Genomic DNA, 15,310 nt, shown 5'->3' with positions numbered 1-15,310 from the left:
GGCAAGTAGCTACCGCTGGCGGTAGCCGCGGCTGGGAACCGGCGCCGCGGACGCACCCCCGGGGACTACGGGTGCGCGTAGAACGCGACGAACTCGTCGTCGCCGTCGGCGGGCGCGGCGTCGAAGCGGGCGAAGCCGACGCGCTCGAACTGCACGAGGTCGTCGGCCTCGTAGTCGGCGTAGCCGGGTTCGGCGTAGCCGACCACGTCGCCGTCCATGGTGCGGAGGCGGACGCGGACGTGCTCGTCGTCGCCCGCGCCGACCCAGTGGACGACGGGGACGTTCTCCTCGCGGACGAGGGCGATGTCGGTGCCGACCCACGCGAGCGCGTCGCCGTCGCGCCGGAAGCAGCCGAACCCCTTCAGCCAGACGCGCTCGCCGTCGGCGGGCACGTCGTCGGCCTCCAGCAGCACGCCATCGCCGGCGGGCACGTCGCGCTCGCCCCGTTCCTCGTCGTTCGGGTGCAGCGGCGGGTGGCCGACGGCGGGCACGTCGCCCGCGAGCGCGAACGACTCGGCGGGGCCGGCGGGAAGCCGGTCCCGGCCGGCGGCGTCGGACTCGGCGGCGTCGCGCACGAGGAACCGGCGGTCGGTGTCGTCGTCGACGAGGTCGCGGTTGTTCGCGTAGATGCTCGACATCGCGAGGTCGACGTTGCTCGTCGACACGCCCAGATCGACCATCGCGTCGACGATGGCCTCGCCGCGGATGCCGCGCCGCTGCACCGACGCCAGCGTCGGCGCGCGCGGGTCGTCCCAGCCGGTCAACTCGCCGGCGTCGACCCGCTCTTTGATCGTCGAGGTGGACATCGGCACGTCGTACGCGTCGATCTGGACGTGGCCCCAGTGGACGACCTCGGGGTACTCCCAGCCGAAGTAGTCGTACACGAACCGCTGGCGCTTGGCGGAGTCCTGCAGGTCGATGCCGCGGACGATGTGGGTGACGCCCGTGAGGTGGTCGTCGATGCCCGACTGGAAGTCGAGCATCGGCCACGCGCGGTACGCCGCGGCCTCGGGCCGGGGGTGGGGCGTGTCGACCATCCGGAAGGCGACGAAGTCCCGCAGCGCGGGGTTCTTGTGCTCGATATCGGTCTTCACGCGCAGCACCATCTCGCCGTCGCCGTACTCGCCGTCGACCATCGCCTCGAACTCCTCGCGGACGGTGTCGACGGCCTTGTCGCGGTGTTCACACGGCTCCGCGTCGGCTTTCAGGCTCCGGAAGTGTTCGGCGGGACACGAGCAGGTGTACGCGCCGCCGGCGTCGATGAGGTCGCGGGCGTGGTCGTAGTACGTCTCGACGCGGTCGCTCGCCTTCAGCACCTCGTCCGGTTCGAAGCCGAGGTACTCGATCGACTCGATGATGGCGTCGTACGCGTCCAGGTCCGGCCGCTTCGTCTCGGGGTCGGTGTCGTCGAACCGGCAGAGCATCCACCCGTCGTAGATCTCCTTGTACGTCCCGATGACGGCGGGCATGCGGGCGGAGCCGAGGTGCCACGGGCCGTTGGGGTTCGGCGCCAGCCGCATCCGGATCTCGTCGTACTCGTCGGCGTTCGGGAGGTCCGGGAGCACCTGGTCGTCGCCCTCGTCTTCGGCCTCCAGCTCCGCGACGAGGTCGGGGTCCAGTTCGAGCAGGCGGTCGCGGCGGGCGGCGTCGTCCATCCCGCTCACGTCCGCGACGACCGGCGCGACCGCGCCGGGGATCTCGTCGCCGTGCTGCCGGAAGTCGGGGTTCTCGCCCATCAGCGGGCCCATGATCGCGCCCACGTCGGGGTCCGAGCCGTGCTTGAGGGCGTTGTAGAGCGCGTGCTTCTCCGCCTCGGCGCGCACGCGCTCCCTGAGGTCGTCGTTCATTACGCCGAGGTTCAGCGTGCGCCCCCAAAACGGGTCCGGATCCGACCCACGAGGGCCGCCGCGGCGGACCGGCGGCGCCGCGTGGCCGCCGCTCGCGACGACGGTCGGTTCAGAAGGCGGCCGCGGGGCGGAGGGTTCACGTCGACCCGATCCCCCAGCGTCGACTCCCCCGCGCCACGACCGCGTAGGGCGCGCGTTCACACGACGAGCGCGCGTCGGCACACCCGGGTAGGGGCGTTCGACCGATAGCGACTGACGGACATATATACGTCGACCGTTCAGGTGAATTCACGGGTCAACGAGCCGCCACGACCGGGGTAACCGGCTCCTACCGACGGCGTCGCGCGCCGACCCACACCGGGTTTCATGTGCTCGCCGGCGAAGCGTCGGGGTATGCCCGTCTTCTACGAGGACGTCGCCGTCGGCGACGTCTCGACGCACGGCTCGTACGAGGTCGCCCGCGAGGAGGTGCTCCGGTTCGCCGAGCGCTACGACCCGCAGTGGTTCCACGTCGACCCCGAGCGCGCCGCGAGCGAGTCGCCGTACGGCGGCGTGATCGCGTCCGGGTGGCACACCGCGGCGATGACGATGCGCCTGCTCGTCGACGGGACGCTCGCCGACGCCGCCACCGTCGGCGCCAAGGGGGTCGACGACCTCCGGTGGCGCGTCCCCGTCCGGCCGGGCGACACGCTCCGCATCGAGAACGAGGTGGTCGAGACGGTGCCCGAGCGCCCCGATCGCGGCCTCGTACGGGCGCGGACGGAGACGTACAATCAGGACGACGAGCAGGTGTTCCACATGGTCGGGAACGTGATGTACCTCCGCCGGGAGGACGGCCCCGTGGAGTCGCGCGACGCCGGGGCCGATGACCGGGAGTGAGTCGCCGACGCGGGCGACCCGTCGCCGCGACGCCGGCTACCGCGCGTCCGCGTCGTCCGGGCGTTCGCGGTCGGCGTGGTCGGCGTGGTCCATGAGGTCGCTCGCGCGCCGGAACACGCCGGTGAGCGTCGTCATCTCCTTGGCCGTGGGGTGGGCGCGCCCGACGAGCCGGCGGATCAGTCGCTCGCTGCGCTCGCGTTTGTGGTCGCGCGACTCCGCGCGGTCGAGGAACGCCGAGAACTGCTCGTAGAACCGCTCGATGTCGCGCTCGTCGGCTCGCTCGTGGTCGACGTCCGGGAGCTGGTAGTCGTCGAGGAACAGCGACCGCAGTTCGTACAGCGTCACCGTCGCCGCCTGCCCGAGGTTCATCACGGGGTACGCCGGGTTGGCGGGGATGGAGATGACCTCGTCCAGCCGCTCCAGTTCGTCGTTGCTCAGCCCGGTGCCCTCGCGCCCGAACACCAGCGCGGTGTCGGTGTCGACCGTCGCCAGCGACTCGCGCAGTTCGGCGGGCGTCTTGAACGGGAACCGGACGTGACGGCGGGCGTCCTCGCCGGTGATGGCGGTGGTGCCGACCGTGTGGTACGTCTCGACGACCTCGTCGAGGGTCACCTCGTCGGCGTTCGGGAGCACGTCCTCGCGGGCGTGGCCCGCGAAGCCGTACGCCTCGCTGTCGCGGTCGATCTCGGGGGGGTCGACGAGCTTCAGGTCGGACAGGCCGAAGTTCTTCATCGCCCGCGCGATGGTGCCGACGTTCCCGGGCGTCTCCGGTTCGACCACGACGACGACGAACTCGCGGTCGGCGTGGCCCGCCCCGGTTCCGGTCCCCGCGTCCCCGTCGCTCATGAGGGGTACTCCCGGTCGAGGTCGAGGTCGTCCACGTCGAGGTCGCCGTCGTCAACGGCGTCCGCCTCGTTGCCTTCGTTGTCGCCTTCGGCGTCGCCCTCGTCGGCCGCGGCCGCGTCGTCGAAGTCCGGCCGCTCGTCGGCCAGCAGGTCGTCGTCCTCGTACAGCGTCTCGGGGTCGCGCAGGTCGGGGAGCTCCTCGGGCGCCTCCTCGACGTGGTCCATCCCGCCGTAGCCGTCGGGCGCGCGGCCGCCGTCGTCGAACCACTCGTGGAACGCGTCGCGGAACGTCTCCTCGCCGGCGATGGTCGAGCCGCCGCGCTCGCGGAACCAGAACAGGAAGTCGGCCTCGTGCTCGTCGCACAGCAGCACCTCGTCGAGCGGTTCGCCGTACACGATGCTCGCCACCCGGCACCGCTGGATCTCCTCGTCGCCGTGGATCAGGTAGCAGGCGTCGCACGGCTTGTTCATGACCACCTGCAGGCGGACGAGCCGGTGGCGGGGCTCCTGCGGGATCTCCTCCAGCGGCCGCCAGCCGCCGGCGTCGGTGAAGATGTCCTCCTCGTCGAAGCGCCAGCCGCGCAGGCCGATGCTCACCTTACCCATTTGCCGGCCCTTGCCGCGCGTTCGGGATAAGCGGCGCGCTCCCGGGTCCGGCGGCCGGGCGACCGCCGCGGCCGGCCGGCCCGGATCGCCCGCGGGCGCCGCGACCACAACACCGAAACCGGTGCCGCCCGAGGACGTGTCCATGCGAACTGTCGACGCCGCCGGCCTCGGTATCGGGGACGACCACCCGCCCCGGATCATGGGCGTGTTGAACGTCTCCCGGGAGTCCCCCTACGACCCGAGCGTGTACGACGACCCGAGCGAGGCGGCGGCGTACGTCGACGAGGAACTGATCGGCGAGGGCGCCGACATCGTCGACGTCGGCCTCGAGTCGGCGAACAAGAAGTTCGACGTGCTCACGGCCGAGCAGGAGCTGGAGCGCCTCGACACCGCCGTCGAGACCGTCGAGAGCGTCTCCGGCGACGCCGTCTTCTCCATCGAGACGCGCTACCACGAGGTCGCGGAGGCGGCGCTGTCTCGCGGGTTCGACATGGTGAACGACATCTGCGGCTTCGCCGACCCCGAGATGCCGCGCGTCTGCGAGGAGTTCGACGCCGCCGTCGCCAAGATGGCGTCGCCGCCGGACCTCGAACGCCCCGGCGCCGTCGAGGAGGTCGACGACATCTACGAGGCGCTGTCGCTCAACGGCTTCACCGACAAGACCATCGTCGACCCCGCCTTCGGCGGCTGGTCGGAGGCGAAGACGCTCGCCCACGACCGCGAGACGTTCCACCGCCTGCGGGAGTTCCGCGGCTACGGCCGGCCGATCCTCGTGTCGATCAACCGCAAGAACTTCCTCCGGAGCGTCGCCGGCCGCGACACCGAGGGGGCGCTGCCCGTCTCGCTGGCGGCGACGTCGATGGCGGTCGAGCGCGGCGCCCACATCGTCCGGACGCACGACGTGGCCGAGACGCGCGACGCCGCGCTCATCGGGAAGGAGTTCGCCCGCGAGCGCACACGTCGCTCGGACGACGTCTCCGTCGAGGAGTTGGACGTGACGACCGTCGGCGACGCCCGCCGCCACCTCGATCGGGTCGGCGGCGACCCGGCCGCGGCCGGGGACGCCGTCGCGCGGGTGTACGAGTTCGGCGGCCTCGACGCGGAGGAACTGGGCGCGCTGCGGGCCGCCGTCGCGGAGTCGACGGCCGTCCTCGCCGTCGGCGAGGCCGAGTCGACGGCGCTGCTCGTGGGCACGTCGCGAGCGCTCGCCGAGAGCGCAGACGCCGCGAACGGCGTCACCGAGGCCTTGGACGCCGCCTTGGCGTCGGTCGAACGTCCGACGGAGTAAGAAAACTTATACCCGATCCGTCGCTACCCACGGTTGGAAGCCGGGAAGGCACCGCGGGTAGGGGTACTCTGGTGCCGTTTCCGGCCCGATCCCGTATTACTGAGCGCCGCAACCCGGGTAGTCACCACCATGGAGTTCACCGACTGGGAGCCGATCTACGAGGCGATCCTCACCGACTTCGGGTTCGAGCGCGCCGCCGACGAGCGCGTCCGCGACCGGGCGGCCGCCTACGCGACCGCGTTCGACCTCGACCGCCTCGACTGCGCCGGCGACACCGTCGCCGTCGCCGGGGCGGGCCCGTCGCTGGAGGCCGACGCGGCGCTCGCGCGCGACGCCGACCGCGTGTTCGCCGCCTCCACCGCGACCGACCGCCTCGCCGACTGCGGGGTCGAGACGGACGCGATGGTGACGGACCTCGACAAGAACCCCGACACCGGGCGCCGGCGGACCGACCGCGGCGCCGTCGTCGTCGCCCACGCCCACGGCGACAACGGCCCCCTCGTCGACGAGTGGCTCCCCCGCTACGACGCCGCCCACACGCTCGTCACCACGCAGGCCGCCCCGGTCGACGCCGTCGCCAACTTCGGCGGCTTCACCGACGGCGACCGCGCCGCGTTCCTCGCGGATGCCTGCGGCGCCGACCGCCTCGTGTTCCCCGGGTGGGACTTCGACGACCCCGACGTGGACGGGATGAAGGCGCGAAAGCTCGACTGGGCGGAGCGACTCCTCCGCCTCCTCGAACGCCGGCGCGGCGAGCGGTTCGCGGTCTCGACGGCCGGCGCGACCGGGTCGACCCGCCGTGAGCGACGCCCGCCCGGCCCGGGTTCGCCCGCCCGCTAAACGATATTTTAGCTGATACTTATCCGTCGGCGGCCGCTCCGAAGCGTATGGACGACACGACTCCGAACGAGACGTCCCTCGGCACGACCGTCGTCGGGATCGTCGCACGAACCGACACGTTCCAGCACGCCGCCGACGGCGACACCGGTCGCGACGACGCCGCGGACGCTCCCCGTGGCGCGGCGGGCGACGCGGTGGTGCTCGCGTCGGACCGCCGCGCGAGCCTCGGCCGCATGGTGTCGAGCAAGGACGCACAGAAGGTCCACCCGCTCGGCGACTCGGCGGCGCTGGCGTTCACCGGGTCGGTGTCCGGGGCGCAGGCGCTCGTCGCCGACCTCGACGCCGAACGCCGGCTGTACGAACTCCGGCGCGGCCGGACGATGTCGACGACGGCGCTCGCGGGCTACGCGGCGAGCGCGATGCGTCGACAGCCGTACGGCGTCCAGCACCTGCTGGGCGGCGTCGACGCCGACCGGGCTCGGCTGTTCACCTTCGACGCCGGGGGGTCCGTGCTCGAACAGCCGTTCGCCGCCGACGGCTCCGGCGGGCCCTTCGCCTACGGCACCCTCGAGGACGGCTACGAGGCCGGGCTGTCGGTCGCCGACGCCGAGGCGCTGGCGGCTCGGGCGGTCGCCGCCGCGAGCGAGCGCGACACCGCCTCCGGCAACGGGCTCCAGTCGGTGACGCTCACGGCCGCGGGCGTCGACGCCCGCGTCTACGACGACCCCGACGCGGTCGCCTCCTGATCGTCGTCGCGATCGTCCTCGCTTCCCCCGACGGCCGCGCCCGCCACCTCGTCCCGGTCGCCTCCGCCGTTCCGCCCGTTGTCTCCGCGTTCTCGCGTCCCGTCGCTCGTCCGCTCGGCGTCCACGACCGTCGGGCCGTTGCCGACGAGGAGGGCGAGCACCTCGCCGCCGAGCGCGACCGACACCCGGACGGCGGGCGGGTCGGTCGACAGCACGGCCTCGCTCCACTCGGGGCCGAGGTTCCACAGGGGACGGTCGCGGGCGTCGACCCCGTGGTCGTCGAGGAAGGCGACGACGGTCGGGTGGTCCGCGAGCGCGACCGACACCGGCACCCGGACGAGGAAGTCGCACTCCTCGCAGGCGCCGGCGACCACCGGGCGCGACTCCCCCTCGGGGACGCCCGGGAGCGCGGTCGGTTCGACGAACGCGATCCGACCGGCGGCGCGACCCGCGCAGTCGGGGCAGACGCCGTCCGCCAGTTGGCGCAACCGGGCGCGGTGGTACGCGTCGAAGGCGTCGAGGACGGCGTCGGTGTCGCGGCCGCGGACGCCGCTCGGGGGGAACGGGAGCGCGAGCAGTTCCGTCCCGCAGGCGACGCAGGCGACGGCGACGTGGTTGTCGGCGATCCGCGCCTCCAGCGACGCCGCCCCGCAGACCGGGCAGTCGCCGTCGACGCCCTCCGGGTCCCGATCCACCCGCTCGGTGTACACCCCGGCCGCGAGCGCGCGGGCGGCCTGCCGGCCGGCGAACGTCAGGCGGTAGCGCCCCTCGTCGTCGGTGTCGACGTAGCGGCCGTTCAGTTTCCGCAGGTGGTAGGCGAACCCCGCCGACGGCTTCGCGGGGTCGTCGACGACGCGCTCGAACAGCTCGGTGAACCCGAGCGGCCCCTCGGCCGCGGCGAGTTCGCGCACGGTCCGCAGGCGCGTCTCGTCGCCGAGGGCGGCGAACGCGTCGTCGGGCGCCACCGCGGACTCGGCCGCGTCTCCGGCCTCCCGGTCGCCGTCGCTCGCGTCCCCGTCGCTCACGGCGCCAGTACCTCCATCGTCTCGCGGATCTCGTCGGCCTCGGCGGCGCGCGGGAACGACACCGCCACGGCGTCGACGCCGTCGATGGCCGCGAACCGCTCGACCGTCTCGCGGGCGCGCTCGGGCGACCCCGCCGCCGCGAGGTCGTCGAGGAGGTCGTCGTCCAGCGCCGCCAGCGCGCCCTCGCGGTCGTCGTCGTGCCACCGCCGACGGATCGTGTCGGCGACGTCGCCGTGGCCCTGTGCGGCGAGGGCGTTCCGGTAGAAGTCGCCCATCGCGGCGACGTAGAAGGCGACGTGCTGGCGGGCCGACTCGCGCGCCCGGTCGGCGTCCGAGAGCGCACAGCAGGTGAGCGACACGGTCACTCGCTGGTCGTCGGGCTCGCGGTCGCCCAACTCCCCACCGCGGCGGAACGCCGCCAAGCGCTCGCGCAGGCCGTCCGGCGTGAGCATGAGCGCGTGCCAGCCGTCGGCGAACCGCCCGCACAGTTCGACCGCCTTCGGTCCCATCCCCGCGGCGTCGACGGCGACGGGGTGGGCGGGCGGGCCCTGCCGGAGTCGGAAGCCGTCGAGGGTGAACACGTCGCCGTCGTAGTCGACCGGCTCGCCCGAGAGCACGCGTTTCGTCACCTCGACCGCCTCGCGGGTGCGCTTGAGGGGGTTGCCGAAGTCGGCGCCGTGCCACCCCTCGATCACGGCCGGCCCGGAGGGGCCGACCCCGAGGCGGAACCGCCCGTCGCTGGCCTCCTGCAGGGTGGCCGCCGTCTGCCCGAGCAGCGCCGGCGAGCGGGAGTAGACGTTCACGATGGAGGTGCCGAGGCCGACGGTGTCGGTGCGCTCGGCGGCGAGCGCGAGCGCCGTCACGGCGTCGCGCCCCCACGTCTCGGGGAGCCACACCCGGTCGTAGCCGAGGTCCTCGGCGTCCTCGGCCAGCGAGAAGACACCGTCGAGCGAGGGCTGGGCGGCGACGGGCAGGGAGACGTCGCGGTGTGTCATACCCCTCCGAAGCGGACCGGGGCGTAAGAAGCTACCCCGGCCGACGCCCCGCCCGCGGCGACGGGCGCCAGTAGCGTTACTACCGCGCCCCCCGAGGACACCTCCATGCGACTGTTCTGGCACCGACGGGACCTCCGGGTGGCCGACAACCGCGGGCTCGCCGCGGCCGCCGACGGCGACACGGTCGTGCCGGTGTTCGTCTTCGACGACGACGTGCTCGCACACGGGGCGGACCCGCGCGTCCGGTTCATGCTCGACGCGCTCGCCGCGCTGCGGGCCGACTACCGCGACCGCGGCTCGGACCTGGTCGTCGCCCGCGGCGACCCCGCCGACGAGCCCTCGACTCGCCGCCGAGCACGACGCCGACGCCGTGTTCTGGAACGAGGACTACTCGGGGCTCGCCCGCGAGCGGGACGCGCGGGTCCGCATGGCGCTCGACGACGCCGGCGTCGCCCGCGAGACGCGCCACGACGCCGTCCACCACGAGCCCGGCACGATCACGACGAACGCGGGCGACCCGTACGCCGTCTACACCTACTTCTGGAAGAAGTGGCGCGACCGCGACAAACACGACCCGTTCGACGCGCCGACCGCCGACGACCTCGCGGCCGTGACCGGCGCCGACCTCCCGACGGTCGAGGAGCTGGGGTTCTCCGAGCCGGCGGCGGACGTGCAGGAGGCGGGGACCGCCGCCGCCCGCGAGCGCCTCGCCGCCTTCTGCGAGGAGGCGATCTACCGCTACGACGAGGACCGCGACTATCCGGGGAAACACGCCACCTCGCGGCTCTCGACGGACCTCAAGTGGGGGACCGTCGGCGTGCGCGAGGTGTACGAGGCGACGGCGACCGCGAAGGCCGAGGCGGACGCCGACGGCGACGACGACGCCGTCGGGGCGGTCGAGGAGTTCCAGTCGCAGCTCGCGTGGCGGGAGTTCTACACGCAGGTGCTGTGGGCGAATCCCGAGGTGGTGGATCGCAACTACAAGGAGTACGAGCACGACATCGAGTGGCGCGACGACGACGAGGCGATGGCGGACCTGCAGGCGTGGAAGGAGGGGGAGACGGGCTACCCCATCGTCGACGCCGGGATGCGCCAGCTGAAGGCGGAGGCGTACATGCACAACCGCGTGCGGATGATCGTCGCCTCGTTCCTCACGAAGGACCTCCTGCTGGACTGGCGCCACGGCTACGCCCACTTCAAGGAGCACCTCGCGGACCACGACACCGCCAACGACAACGGCGGCTGGCAGTGGGCCGCCTCCACCGGGACGGACGCCCAGCCGTACTTCCGCATCTTCAACCCGATGACGCAGGGCGAGCGCTACGACCCGGACGCCGAGTACGTCAAGGAGTACGTCCCCGAACTCGCGAGCGTCTCCGCCGACGACGTCCACTCGTGGCACGAACTTTCCGTGGGCCGGCGCCGGCAGCTCGCGCCGCAGTACCCCGACCCGGTCGTCGACCACTCGGAGATGCGCGAGCGGGCCCTCTCGATGTTCAAGCGCGCCCGCGGCGAGGAGGAGGAGGGCGCCAGCGCCGACTGAGCCGGCCGGAGCCGACCGCCGGCGACCAGCGGCGAACAGCGCTCAGACGCCGACGCCGCTCGTCCCGAGGATCGCCCCGCACGCGGCGCACTCCCACACGGTCACGCCGCCGGCGTAGCGGGCGTCGGTGTCGCTCTCGACCAGTTCGCGGAGGTCGGTCTCGCAGTGGGGACAGTGACCCATACCGACGCCAGCGACGGCTGCGTGATGGGTCTTGTCGCCGCGTCCGTCGCCGCCCTCGGCACGGCTATCCCCCCGGCGTCCGAACGACCGGCATGAACGTCGCCGTGTTGCTGTACGAGGGGTTCGACGAGTTGGACGCGGTCGGCCCGTTCGAGGTGTTCCGCAACGCCGAGGCCGTCGGCGCCGACTTCCACACCCGACTGGTCGCGCTCGACGGTCCGGGTCCGGTGACCGCGAGCCACGGCATGCGCGTCGAGAGCGAGGGCGCGCTCCCCGACCCGGGCGGGGTGGACCTGCTCGTCGTCCCGGGCGGCGGCTGGAACGACCGCAGCAGCGCCGGCGCGCGGGCCGAGTACGAGCGCGGCGCCGTCCCCGACGCCGTCGCGGCCCACCACGACGCCGGCGCGACCGTCGCCTCGGTCTGCACCGGCGGGATGCTGCTCGCGAAGGCGGGCGTGTTCGACGGCCGGCCGGCGGTGACCCACGCCTCGGCGCTCGACGACCTCCGGGAGACGGCCGCGGAGGTGCGCGAGGAGCGCGTCGTCGACGACGGCGACGTGCTCTCCGCGGGCGGCGTCACCTCCGGCATCGACCTGGCGCTGCACATCGTGGAGCGCGAGGCCGGCGCCGAGGTCGCGGAGTCAGTGGCGACGACGATGGAGTACACCCGCCAGCACGCGGCGTACGAGCCGGGCGCCATCGCCGGCGGCGAGTAGCCCGGACCGCGACCCCCTGCCGGGGCGCCCTCACTCCCGCACCAGCGGCACCAGCGCGACCGCCGCCAGCGCCGCACAGCCCGCGAGCCCGTACCAGCCGAGCGCGTAGCCGGCGGTGTCCGCGAGGTAGCCGAAGGCGGGGGGCGCGAGGAGGCCGCCGAGGTTGATCGCGGTCTGGCCGCCCGCCGTCGCCGCGCCCACCTCGTCGTCGTCGACGAGCGCGGTGAGACAGCCGTAGTACATCCCCGGGAACCCCAGGACGAAGAAGCCCAACAGCGCGAACGCGACGGCCGCGACCGTCGGCGCGCCGACGAGCGTGACGACGACGAAGCCGACGGCGGTGACGACCGACTGGACGAGCAGGACGCGCGCGTTCGCCGTCGCCGCCGGCGTCGGGAGCCGGTCGGCGATGGCGCCGCCTCCGAGGCGACCGAGGCTGCCCGTGCCCTGGATCGCGGCGAGCGTGCCCCCGGCCAGCGCGGCCGAGGCGAGCACGGAGTCGGTCATGTAGAGCACGACGTAGCCGGTCGTGGTGAACACCGCCGCGCCGAGGAAGAAGCCCGCGACGAGCAGGCCGCGGTAGCCCGCGCCCGCCAACAGCCCGCGGACGTCGGGGAACGCGAGCCCCCGAGCCCGGCCGTCCGCCGTAGCCGCCGGCGAACGCGAGCGCGACGAGCGCCGCGACGCCGGCCGCGACGAGGAACCCGTCCCCCAGTCGCCGCCCGTGCCCGCGACGGTGACGACGCCGGCCGACAGCCCCGAGCCGACGGTGACGCCGACCTGCTTCACGTTCATCGCGAGGTTGCGGGCGCCGTCGGGGGCGACGACCAGCACCGCGCGGTTCGTCGCCGGCATCGCCGTGGCGTAGGCGACGCCGACGAGGAACAGCGCCCCGAGCACCAGCGGGTAGGAGGGCGCGAACGCGACGGCGACACAGCCCGCCCCCATCGCCGAGAGCCCGCCGACCATCGGACGGCGCTCGCCGTAGGCGTCGACGACCGCGCCGGCGGCGAACAGCGCGAGCGTGTAGCCGGCGATCACCGCCGTCACCGCGAGCCCGGTCCGGAAGCGCGTGAGGCCGAAGTCGGCCCGCAGGAACGCCGTCGTCGCGAACACGGCGTAGAAGCAGACGCTCGCCGACACCTGCCACCCCGCGACCAGTCCGACGCCGCGCCACCCGCGCACACCCCCCACTACTCGGGTGGGAGTGGTTCCTCCGTCGGTACCGGCGAGCCGGGCCGCGAGTTCGCGCCCGGCTGTCGACGCGGGCACACGTACGCGAACCTGAGGTGAATCGACCCCGCGAGGGCCCGGGCCGAGCGACGCCGCCGATCGCCCGACTCGACCGGGGCGCGGATCGAAACGGTCTTGTCAAGTGCTACCAGTCACCTTCTCAATCTTTAACAGCTATCGCGCCGTTGTAACGGTCGGAGGAACACAATCATGAGCTACGAACTCGACCCGCTGCCGTACGACTACGACGCACTCGAACCGCACATCAGCGAGCAGGTGCTCACGTGGCACCACGACACCCACCACCAGGGGTACGTCAACGGCTGGAACTCCGCCGAGGAGACGCTCGCCGAGAACCGCGAGAGCGGCGACTTCGGTTCGTCCGCGAGCGCGATCCGCAGCGTGACGCACAACTCGTCGGGCCACATCCTGCACGACCTGTTCTGGCAGAACATGAGCCCCGAGGGCGGCGACGAGCCGTCGGGCGCGCTCGCCGACCGGATCGCCGAGGACTTCGGCTCCTACGAGGCGTGGAAGGGCGAGTTCGAGGCGGCCGCCGGCAACGCCTCCGGCTGGGCGCTGCTCGTGTACGACACGTTCTCGAACCAGCTCCGCAACGTGGTCGTCGACAAGCACGACCAGGGCGCGATCTGGGGCGGCCACCCGATCCTCGCGCTCGACGTCTGGGAGCACTCGTACTACTACGACTACGGCCCGGCGCGCGGCGACTTCGTGAGCGCGTTCTTCGAGGTCGTCGACTGGGACGAGCCCAGCACGCGCTACGAGCAGGCCGTCGAGCTGTTCGAGTAAGTCGGACGACGACGAACGGACCCGGAGGGGGTCCGAGCAGACCTCGCGTTTCTTTCGACACGACCCGCCCAGCGACGGCGCCGTCGATCCTCGGCCGGCCGGCGGACCTCGACGTCGAACGAGCCGACTGGTTCCCCGGTGGGGCCGTCGCGGCGACCGCCGGCGACGTGACCACGGTGTGCGAGTCGCCCGCGGCCGGCCGCCTCGGCCGAGGGGGGGTAGTGGGGGCTGCCGGCGGCGCACGATTCATCACGGAGCCGACCCTGGCCACGGACGATGGAACACGTCGACATCGACGACGTAGCCGAGGGCGGCTTCGGCAACGGCGTGACGATGCGGAAGCTGGCCGACCCGCTGGGCGCCGAGGACCTGGCGATCAACCACTACGAACTGGCACCCGGAGAGGGGTTCTCCGGCGGGATGCACACCCACCTCGACCAGGAGGAACTGTTCGTGGTCCTCTCGGGGACGGCGACGTTCGAGACGCCCGAGGAGACGGTCGACGTCGCCGCGGGCGAGGCGATCCGCTTCGCGCCCGGCGAGTACCAGACGGGGAGCAACGAGGGCGACGAGCCCGTCGAGGCGCTCGCGCTCGGTGCGCCCGCCGACTCCACCGAGGTCCGGGTCCCGGTCGAGTGCCGCGAGTGCGGCCACGACGCCCTCGCCGCGATCCCGGCCGAGGAGGGGATGGCGTTCGAGTGTCCCGAGTGCGGCACCGCGGCGGACCTCCCGACGTAACCGACGCCGGAGCCGTCGGGCTTTAGCGGCGGCCGGGCCAACGGCCGTGTATGCCGACGGACAAGGACGACTTCTCCGCGCTGTATCCCTGCGACTTCTACACGCCCGCGGAGCTGCTGGCGCCCGGACAGATGTACACGGTGTACGAGATCGCACGCCTCCTCCAGGGGTTGGAGCCTGACGCCGAGATCGACGAGGGCACCGAGGAGATCCTGCTCGACTGGGCGATCCCGTGGGTGATCGTCAACGCCGACGACCTCGTCGTCGCCGAGCCGCGCACCGACGAGGAGCCGGGGTACTACGGCCTGCGGGAGGACGGCGACGTCGCGGACGGCGCCGACGAGTAGCCGTCGAGGAGCCGACGGGGAGCCGACCGCGGTGCGCGAGCTACCGCATCCGCGCCGCCCGCGCGGCCAGCTCGACGTGGTCGAACGGCGCGTCGAGCACGCTCGGCCCGTGCCCGACGTGCAGCTCCGCGAGGCCCTCGTCGACGCGGTCGCGAACGCGGTCGATGCTGCGGATCAGGGCCTCGCGGTCGCCCTCCTCGAGGTCCGTCCGCCCGAACCCGCCGTTCTGGAAGATCAGGTCGCCCGCGAACAGCACGCCCGCCGCCTCGTCGTACAGACAGAGGTGGTCGTCCTTGTGGCCGGGCGTGTGGAGCGCCTCGTACGTCCCGAGCCCCAGTTCGACGGTGCCCCCGTCCGGGATCGCGTTGTCGACGGCCGGCTGCTCCGTGTCGAACCCCCACGTCTCGACGCCGTACGCGTCACACACGGCCTTGACGTTGCCGACGTGGTCGCGGTGGGTGTGGGTGAGGACGACGGCGTCGAGGTCGTCGACACGCTCGTCGATGCCGGGGAGCACGTCGAAGTTCGACCCGGTGTCGACGAGGACGCGCCGGCCGGTGTCGCCGTCGTCGTCGGCCGCGGGCGAGTCGGCGCTCGCGGGACCGGCGACGAGGAACGCGTTGCTGGTGAACGCCTGCACGCCGGCGGCGAGGTTGTGGATCACGGCCG

At 73.0% G+C, this 15,310-nt stretch carries 15 protein-coding genes and 2 pseudogenes; 9 read left to right on the top strand and 8 right to left on the bottom strand.

Annotation, left to right across the window (positions count from 1 at the left end):
• Positions 1-65 precede the first annotated feature (65 nt).
• Positions 66-1,847, bottom strand: coding sequence for a glutamate--tRNA ligase (locus P0R35_RS03850; protein ID WP_284013909.1), 1,782 nt, complete (start codon positions 1,845-1,847; stop codon positions 66-68).
• A gap of 393 nt (positions 1,848-2,240) precedes the next feature.
• Here P0R35_RS03850 and P0R35_RS03845 point away from each other — a divergent pair, with 393 nt between their 5' ends.
• On the top strand, positions 2,241-2,726 hold the full coding sequence (locus P0R35_RS03845) for a MaoC family dehydratase (protein ID WP_284013908.1): 486 nt from the start codon (positions 2,241-2,243) through the stop codon (positions 2,724-2,726).
• A 36-nt stretch (positions 2,727-2,762) separates the two neighbouring features.
• On the opposite strand, the gene P0R35_RS03840 is transcribed toward P0R35_RS03845, so the two are convergent.
• Both P0R35_RS03840 and P0R35_RS03835 read right to left on the bottom strand, forming a co-directional pair.
• Complete coding sequence (locus P0R35_RS03840; protein ID WP_284013907.1) at positions 2,763-3,572, bottom strand: RNA methyltransferase; 810 nt, start codon at positions 3,570-3,572, stop codon at positions 2,763-2,765.
• Complete coding sequence (locus tag P0R35_RS03835; protein WP_284013906.1) at positions 3,569-4,177, bottom strand: DUF8114 family protein; 609 nt, start codon at positions 4,175-4,177, stop codon at positions 3,569-3,571. Before P0R35_RS03835 ends, P0R35_RS03840 begins: the two co-directional genes overlap by 4 nt.
• A 142-nt stretch (positions 4,178-4,319) precedes the next feature.
• Here P0R35_RS03835 and P0R35_RS03830 point away from each other — a divergent pair, with 142 nt between their 5' ends.
• The 3 genes and pseudogenes from P0R35_RS03830 (at position 4,320) to P0R35_RS03820 (ending at position 7,051) form a co-directional block, all read left to right on the top strand.
• Entirely contained in the window at positions 4,320-5,465 is a 1,146-nt protein-coding gene (locus P0R35_RS03830; protein ID WP_284013905.1) for a dihydropteroate synthase, read from the top strand.
• A gap of 129 nt (positions 5,466-5,594) precedes the next feature.
• A pseudogene (locus P0R35_RS03825) lies at positions 5,595-6,268 on the top strand (6-hydroxymethylpterin diphosphokinase MptE-like protein).
• An 84-nt stretch (positions 6,269-6,352) separates the two neighbouring features.
• Positions 6,353-7,051 carry an Ntn hydrolase family protein gene (locus tag P0R35_RS03820; protein WP_284013903.1) on the top strand — a complete coding sequence of 233 codons (699 nt, stop codon included), beginning with the start codon at positions 6,353-6,355 and terminating at the stop codon, positions 7,049-7,051.
• On the opposite strand, the gene P0R35_RS03815 is transcribed toward P0R35_RS03820, so the two are convergent.
• Positions 7,021-8,076 (bottom strand): winged helix-turn-helix domain-containing protein, encoded by a 1,056-nt coding sequence (locus P0R35_RS03815; RefSeq protein WP_284013902.1) that lies wholly within the window; start codon positions 8,074-8,076, stop codon positions 7,021-7,023. The genes P0R35_RS03820 and P0R35_RS03815 overlap by 31 nt on opposite strands.
• Complete coding sequence (locus tag P0R35_RS03810; protein WP_284013901.1) at positions 8,073-9,071, bottom strand: TIGR04024 family LLM class F420-dependent oxidoreductase; 999 nt, start codon at positions 9,069-9,071, stop codon at positions 8,073-8,075. Before P0R35_RS03810 ends, P0R35_RS03815 begins: the two co-directional genes overlap by 4 nt.
• Before the next feature lie 105 nt (positions 9,072-9,176).
• Between P0R35_RS03810 and P0R35_RS03805 the strand changes: the two are divergent.
• Positions 9,177-10,614: pseudogene (locus P0R35_RS03805) on the top strand (cryptochrome/photolyase family protein).
• A 42-nt stretch (positions 10,615-10,656) separates the two neighbouring features.
• Here the strand turns inward: P0R35_RS03805 and P0R35_RS03800 are convergent.
• Positions 10,657-10,797 carry a hypothetical protein gene (locus P0R35_RS03800; RefSeq protein ID WP_284013900.1) on the bottom strand — a complete coding sequence of 47 codons (141 nt, stop codon included), beginning with the start codon at positions 10,795-10,797 and terminating at the stop codon, positions 10,657-10,659.
• Between the two features lie 92 nt (positions 10,798-10,889).
• Here P0R35_RS03800 and P0R35_RS03795 point away from each other — a divergent pair, with 92 nt between their 5' ends.
• Positions 10,890-11,513 carry a DJ-1/PfpI family protein gene (locus P0R35_RS03795; RefSeq protein ID WP_284013899.1) on the top strand — a complete coding sequence of 208 codons (624 nt, stop codon included), beginning with the start codon at positions 10,890-10,892 and terminating at the stop codon, positions 11,511-11,513.
• Between the two features lie 30 nt (positions 11,514-11,543).
• On the opposite strand, the gene P0R35_RS03790 is transcribed toward P0R35_RS03795, so the two are convergent.
• Entirely contained in the window at positions 11,544-12,698 is a 1,155-nt protein-coding gene (locus P0R35_RS03790; protein WP_284013898.1) for an MFS transporter, read from the bottom strand.
• Positions 12,699-12,956: 258 nt separating this feature from the next.
• On the opposite strand from P0R35_RS03790, the gene sod reads away from it, so the two are divergent.
• From sod to P0R35_RS03775, 3 genes are all read left to right on the top strand, one after another.
• Positions 12,957-13,556 (top strand): superoxide dismutase [Mn], encoded by a 600-nt coding sequence (gene sod / locus P0R35_RS03785; protein ID WP_284013897.1) that lies wholly within the window; start codon positions 12,957-12,959, stop codon positions 13,554-13,556.
• A gap of 276 nt (positions 13,557-13,832) precedes the next feature.
• Positions 13,833-14,294, top strand: coding sequence for a cupin domain-containing protein (locus P0R35_RS03780; RefSeq protein ID WP_284013896.1), 462 nt, complete (start codon positions 13,833-13,835; stop codon positions 14,292-14,294).
• A gap of 50 nt (positions 14,295-14,344) precedes the next feature.
• Complete coding sequence (locus P0R35_RS03775) at positions 14,345-14,641, top strand: DUF5827 family protein (protein WP_284013895.1); 297 nt, start codon at positions 14,345-14,347, stop codon at positions 14,639-14,641.
• Between the two features lie 40 nt (positions 14,642-14,681).
• On the opposite strand, the gene P0R35_RS03770 is transcribed toward P0R35_RS03775, so the two are convergent.
• Positions 14,682-15,305, bottom strand: a complete 624-nt coding sequence (locus P0R35_RS03770) for an MBL fold metallo-hydrolase (protein WP_284013894.1) — start codon at positions 15,303-15,305, stop codon at positions 14,682-14,684.
• Positions 15,306-15,310: the final 5 nt, after the last annotated feature.

The organism is Halobaculum litoreum, from assembly GCF_030127125.1.
GTDB classification, from domain to species: Archaea; Halobacteriota; Halobacteria; order Halobacteriales; family Haloferacaceae; genus Halobaculum; species Halobaculum litoreum.
The sequence above is the reverse complement of the archived record's forward strand: the minus strand, read 5'-3'. Positions and strand labels throughout refer to the sequence as shown.

What these genes read in the sequence shown, in the direction of transcription:
- sod (WP_284013897.1), top strand. Translation starts at nt 12,957, where the DNA reads ATGAGCTACGAACTCGACCCGCTGCCGTACGACTACGACGCACTCGAA.
- P0R35_RS03810 (WP_284013901.1), bottom strand. Translation starts at nt 9,071, where the DNA reads ATGACACACCGCGACGTCTCCCTGCCCGTCGCCGCCCAGCCCTCGCTC.
- P0R35_RS03835 (WP_284013906.1), bottom strand. Translation starts at nt 4,177, where the DNA reads ATGGGTAAGGTGAGCATCGGCCTGCGCGGCTGGCGCTTCGACGAGGAG.
- P0R35_RS03830 (WP_284013905.1), top strand. Translation starts at nt 4,320, where the DNA reads ATGCGAACTGTCGACGCCGCCGGCCTCGGTATCGGGGACGACCACCCG.
- P0R35_RS03775 (WP_284013895.1), top strand. Translation starts at nt 14,345, where the DNA reads ATGCCGACGGACAAGGACGACTTCTCCGCGCTGTATCCCTGCGACTTC.
- P0R35_RS03780 (WP_284013896.1), top strand. Translation starts at nt 13,833, where the DNA reads ATGGAACACGTCGACATCGACGACGTAGCCGAGGGCGGCTTCGGCAAC.
- P0R35_RS03820 (WP_284013903.1), top strand. Translation starts at nt 6,353, where the DNA reads ATGGACGACACGACTCCGAACGAGACGTCCCTCGGCACGACCGTCGTC.
- P0R35_RS03840 (WP_284013907.1), bottom strand. Translation starts at nt 3,572, where the DNA reads ATGAGCGACGGGGACGCGGGGACCGGAACCGGGGCGGGCCACGCCGAC.
- P0R35_RS03850 (WP_284013909.1), bottom strand. Translation starts at nt 1,847, where the DNA reads ATGAACGACGACCTCAGGGAGCGCGTGCGCGCCGAGGCGGAGAAGCAC.
- P0R35_RS03845 (WP_284013908.1), top strand. Translation starts at nt 2,241, where the DNA reads ATGCCCGTCTTCTACGAGGACGTCGCCGTCGGCGACGTCTCGACGCAC.
- P0R35_RS03800 (WP_284013900.1), bottom strand. Translation starts at nt 10,797, where the DNA reads ATGGGTCACTGTCCCCACTGCGAGACCGACCTCCGCGAACTGGTCGAG.
- P0R35_RS03795 (WP_284013899.1), top strand. Translation starts at nt 10,890, where the DNA reads ATGAACGTCGCCGTGTTGCTGTACGAGGGGTTCGACGAGTTGGACGCG.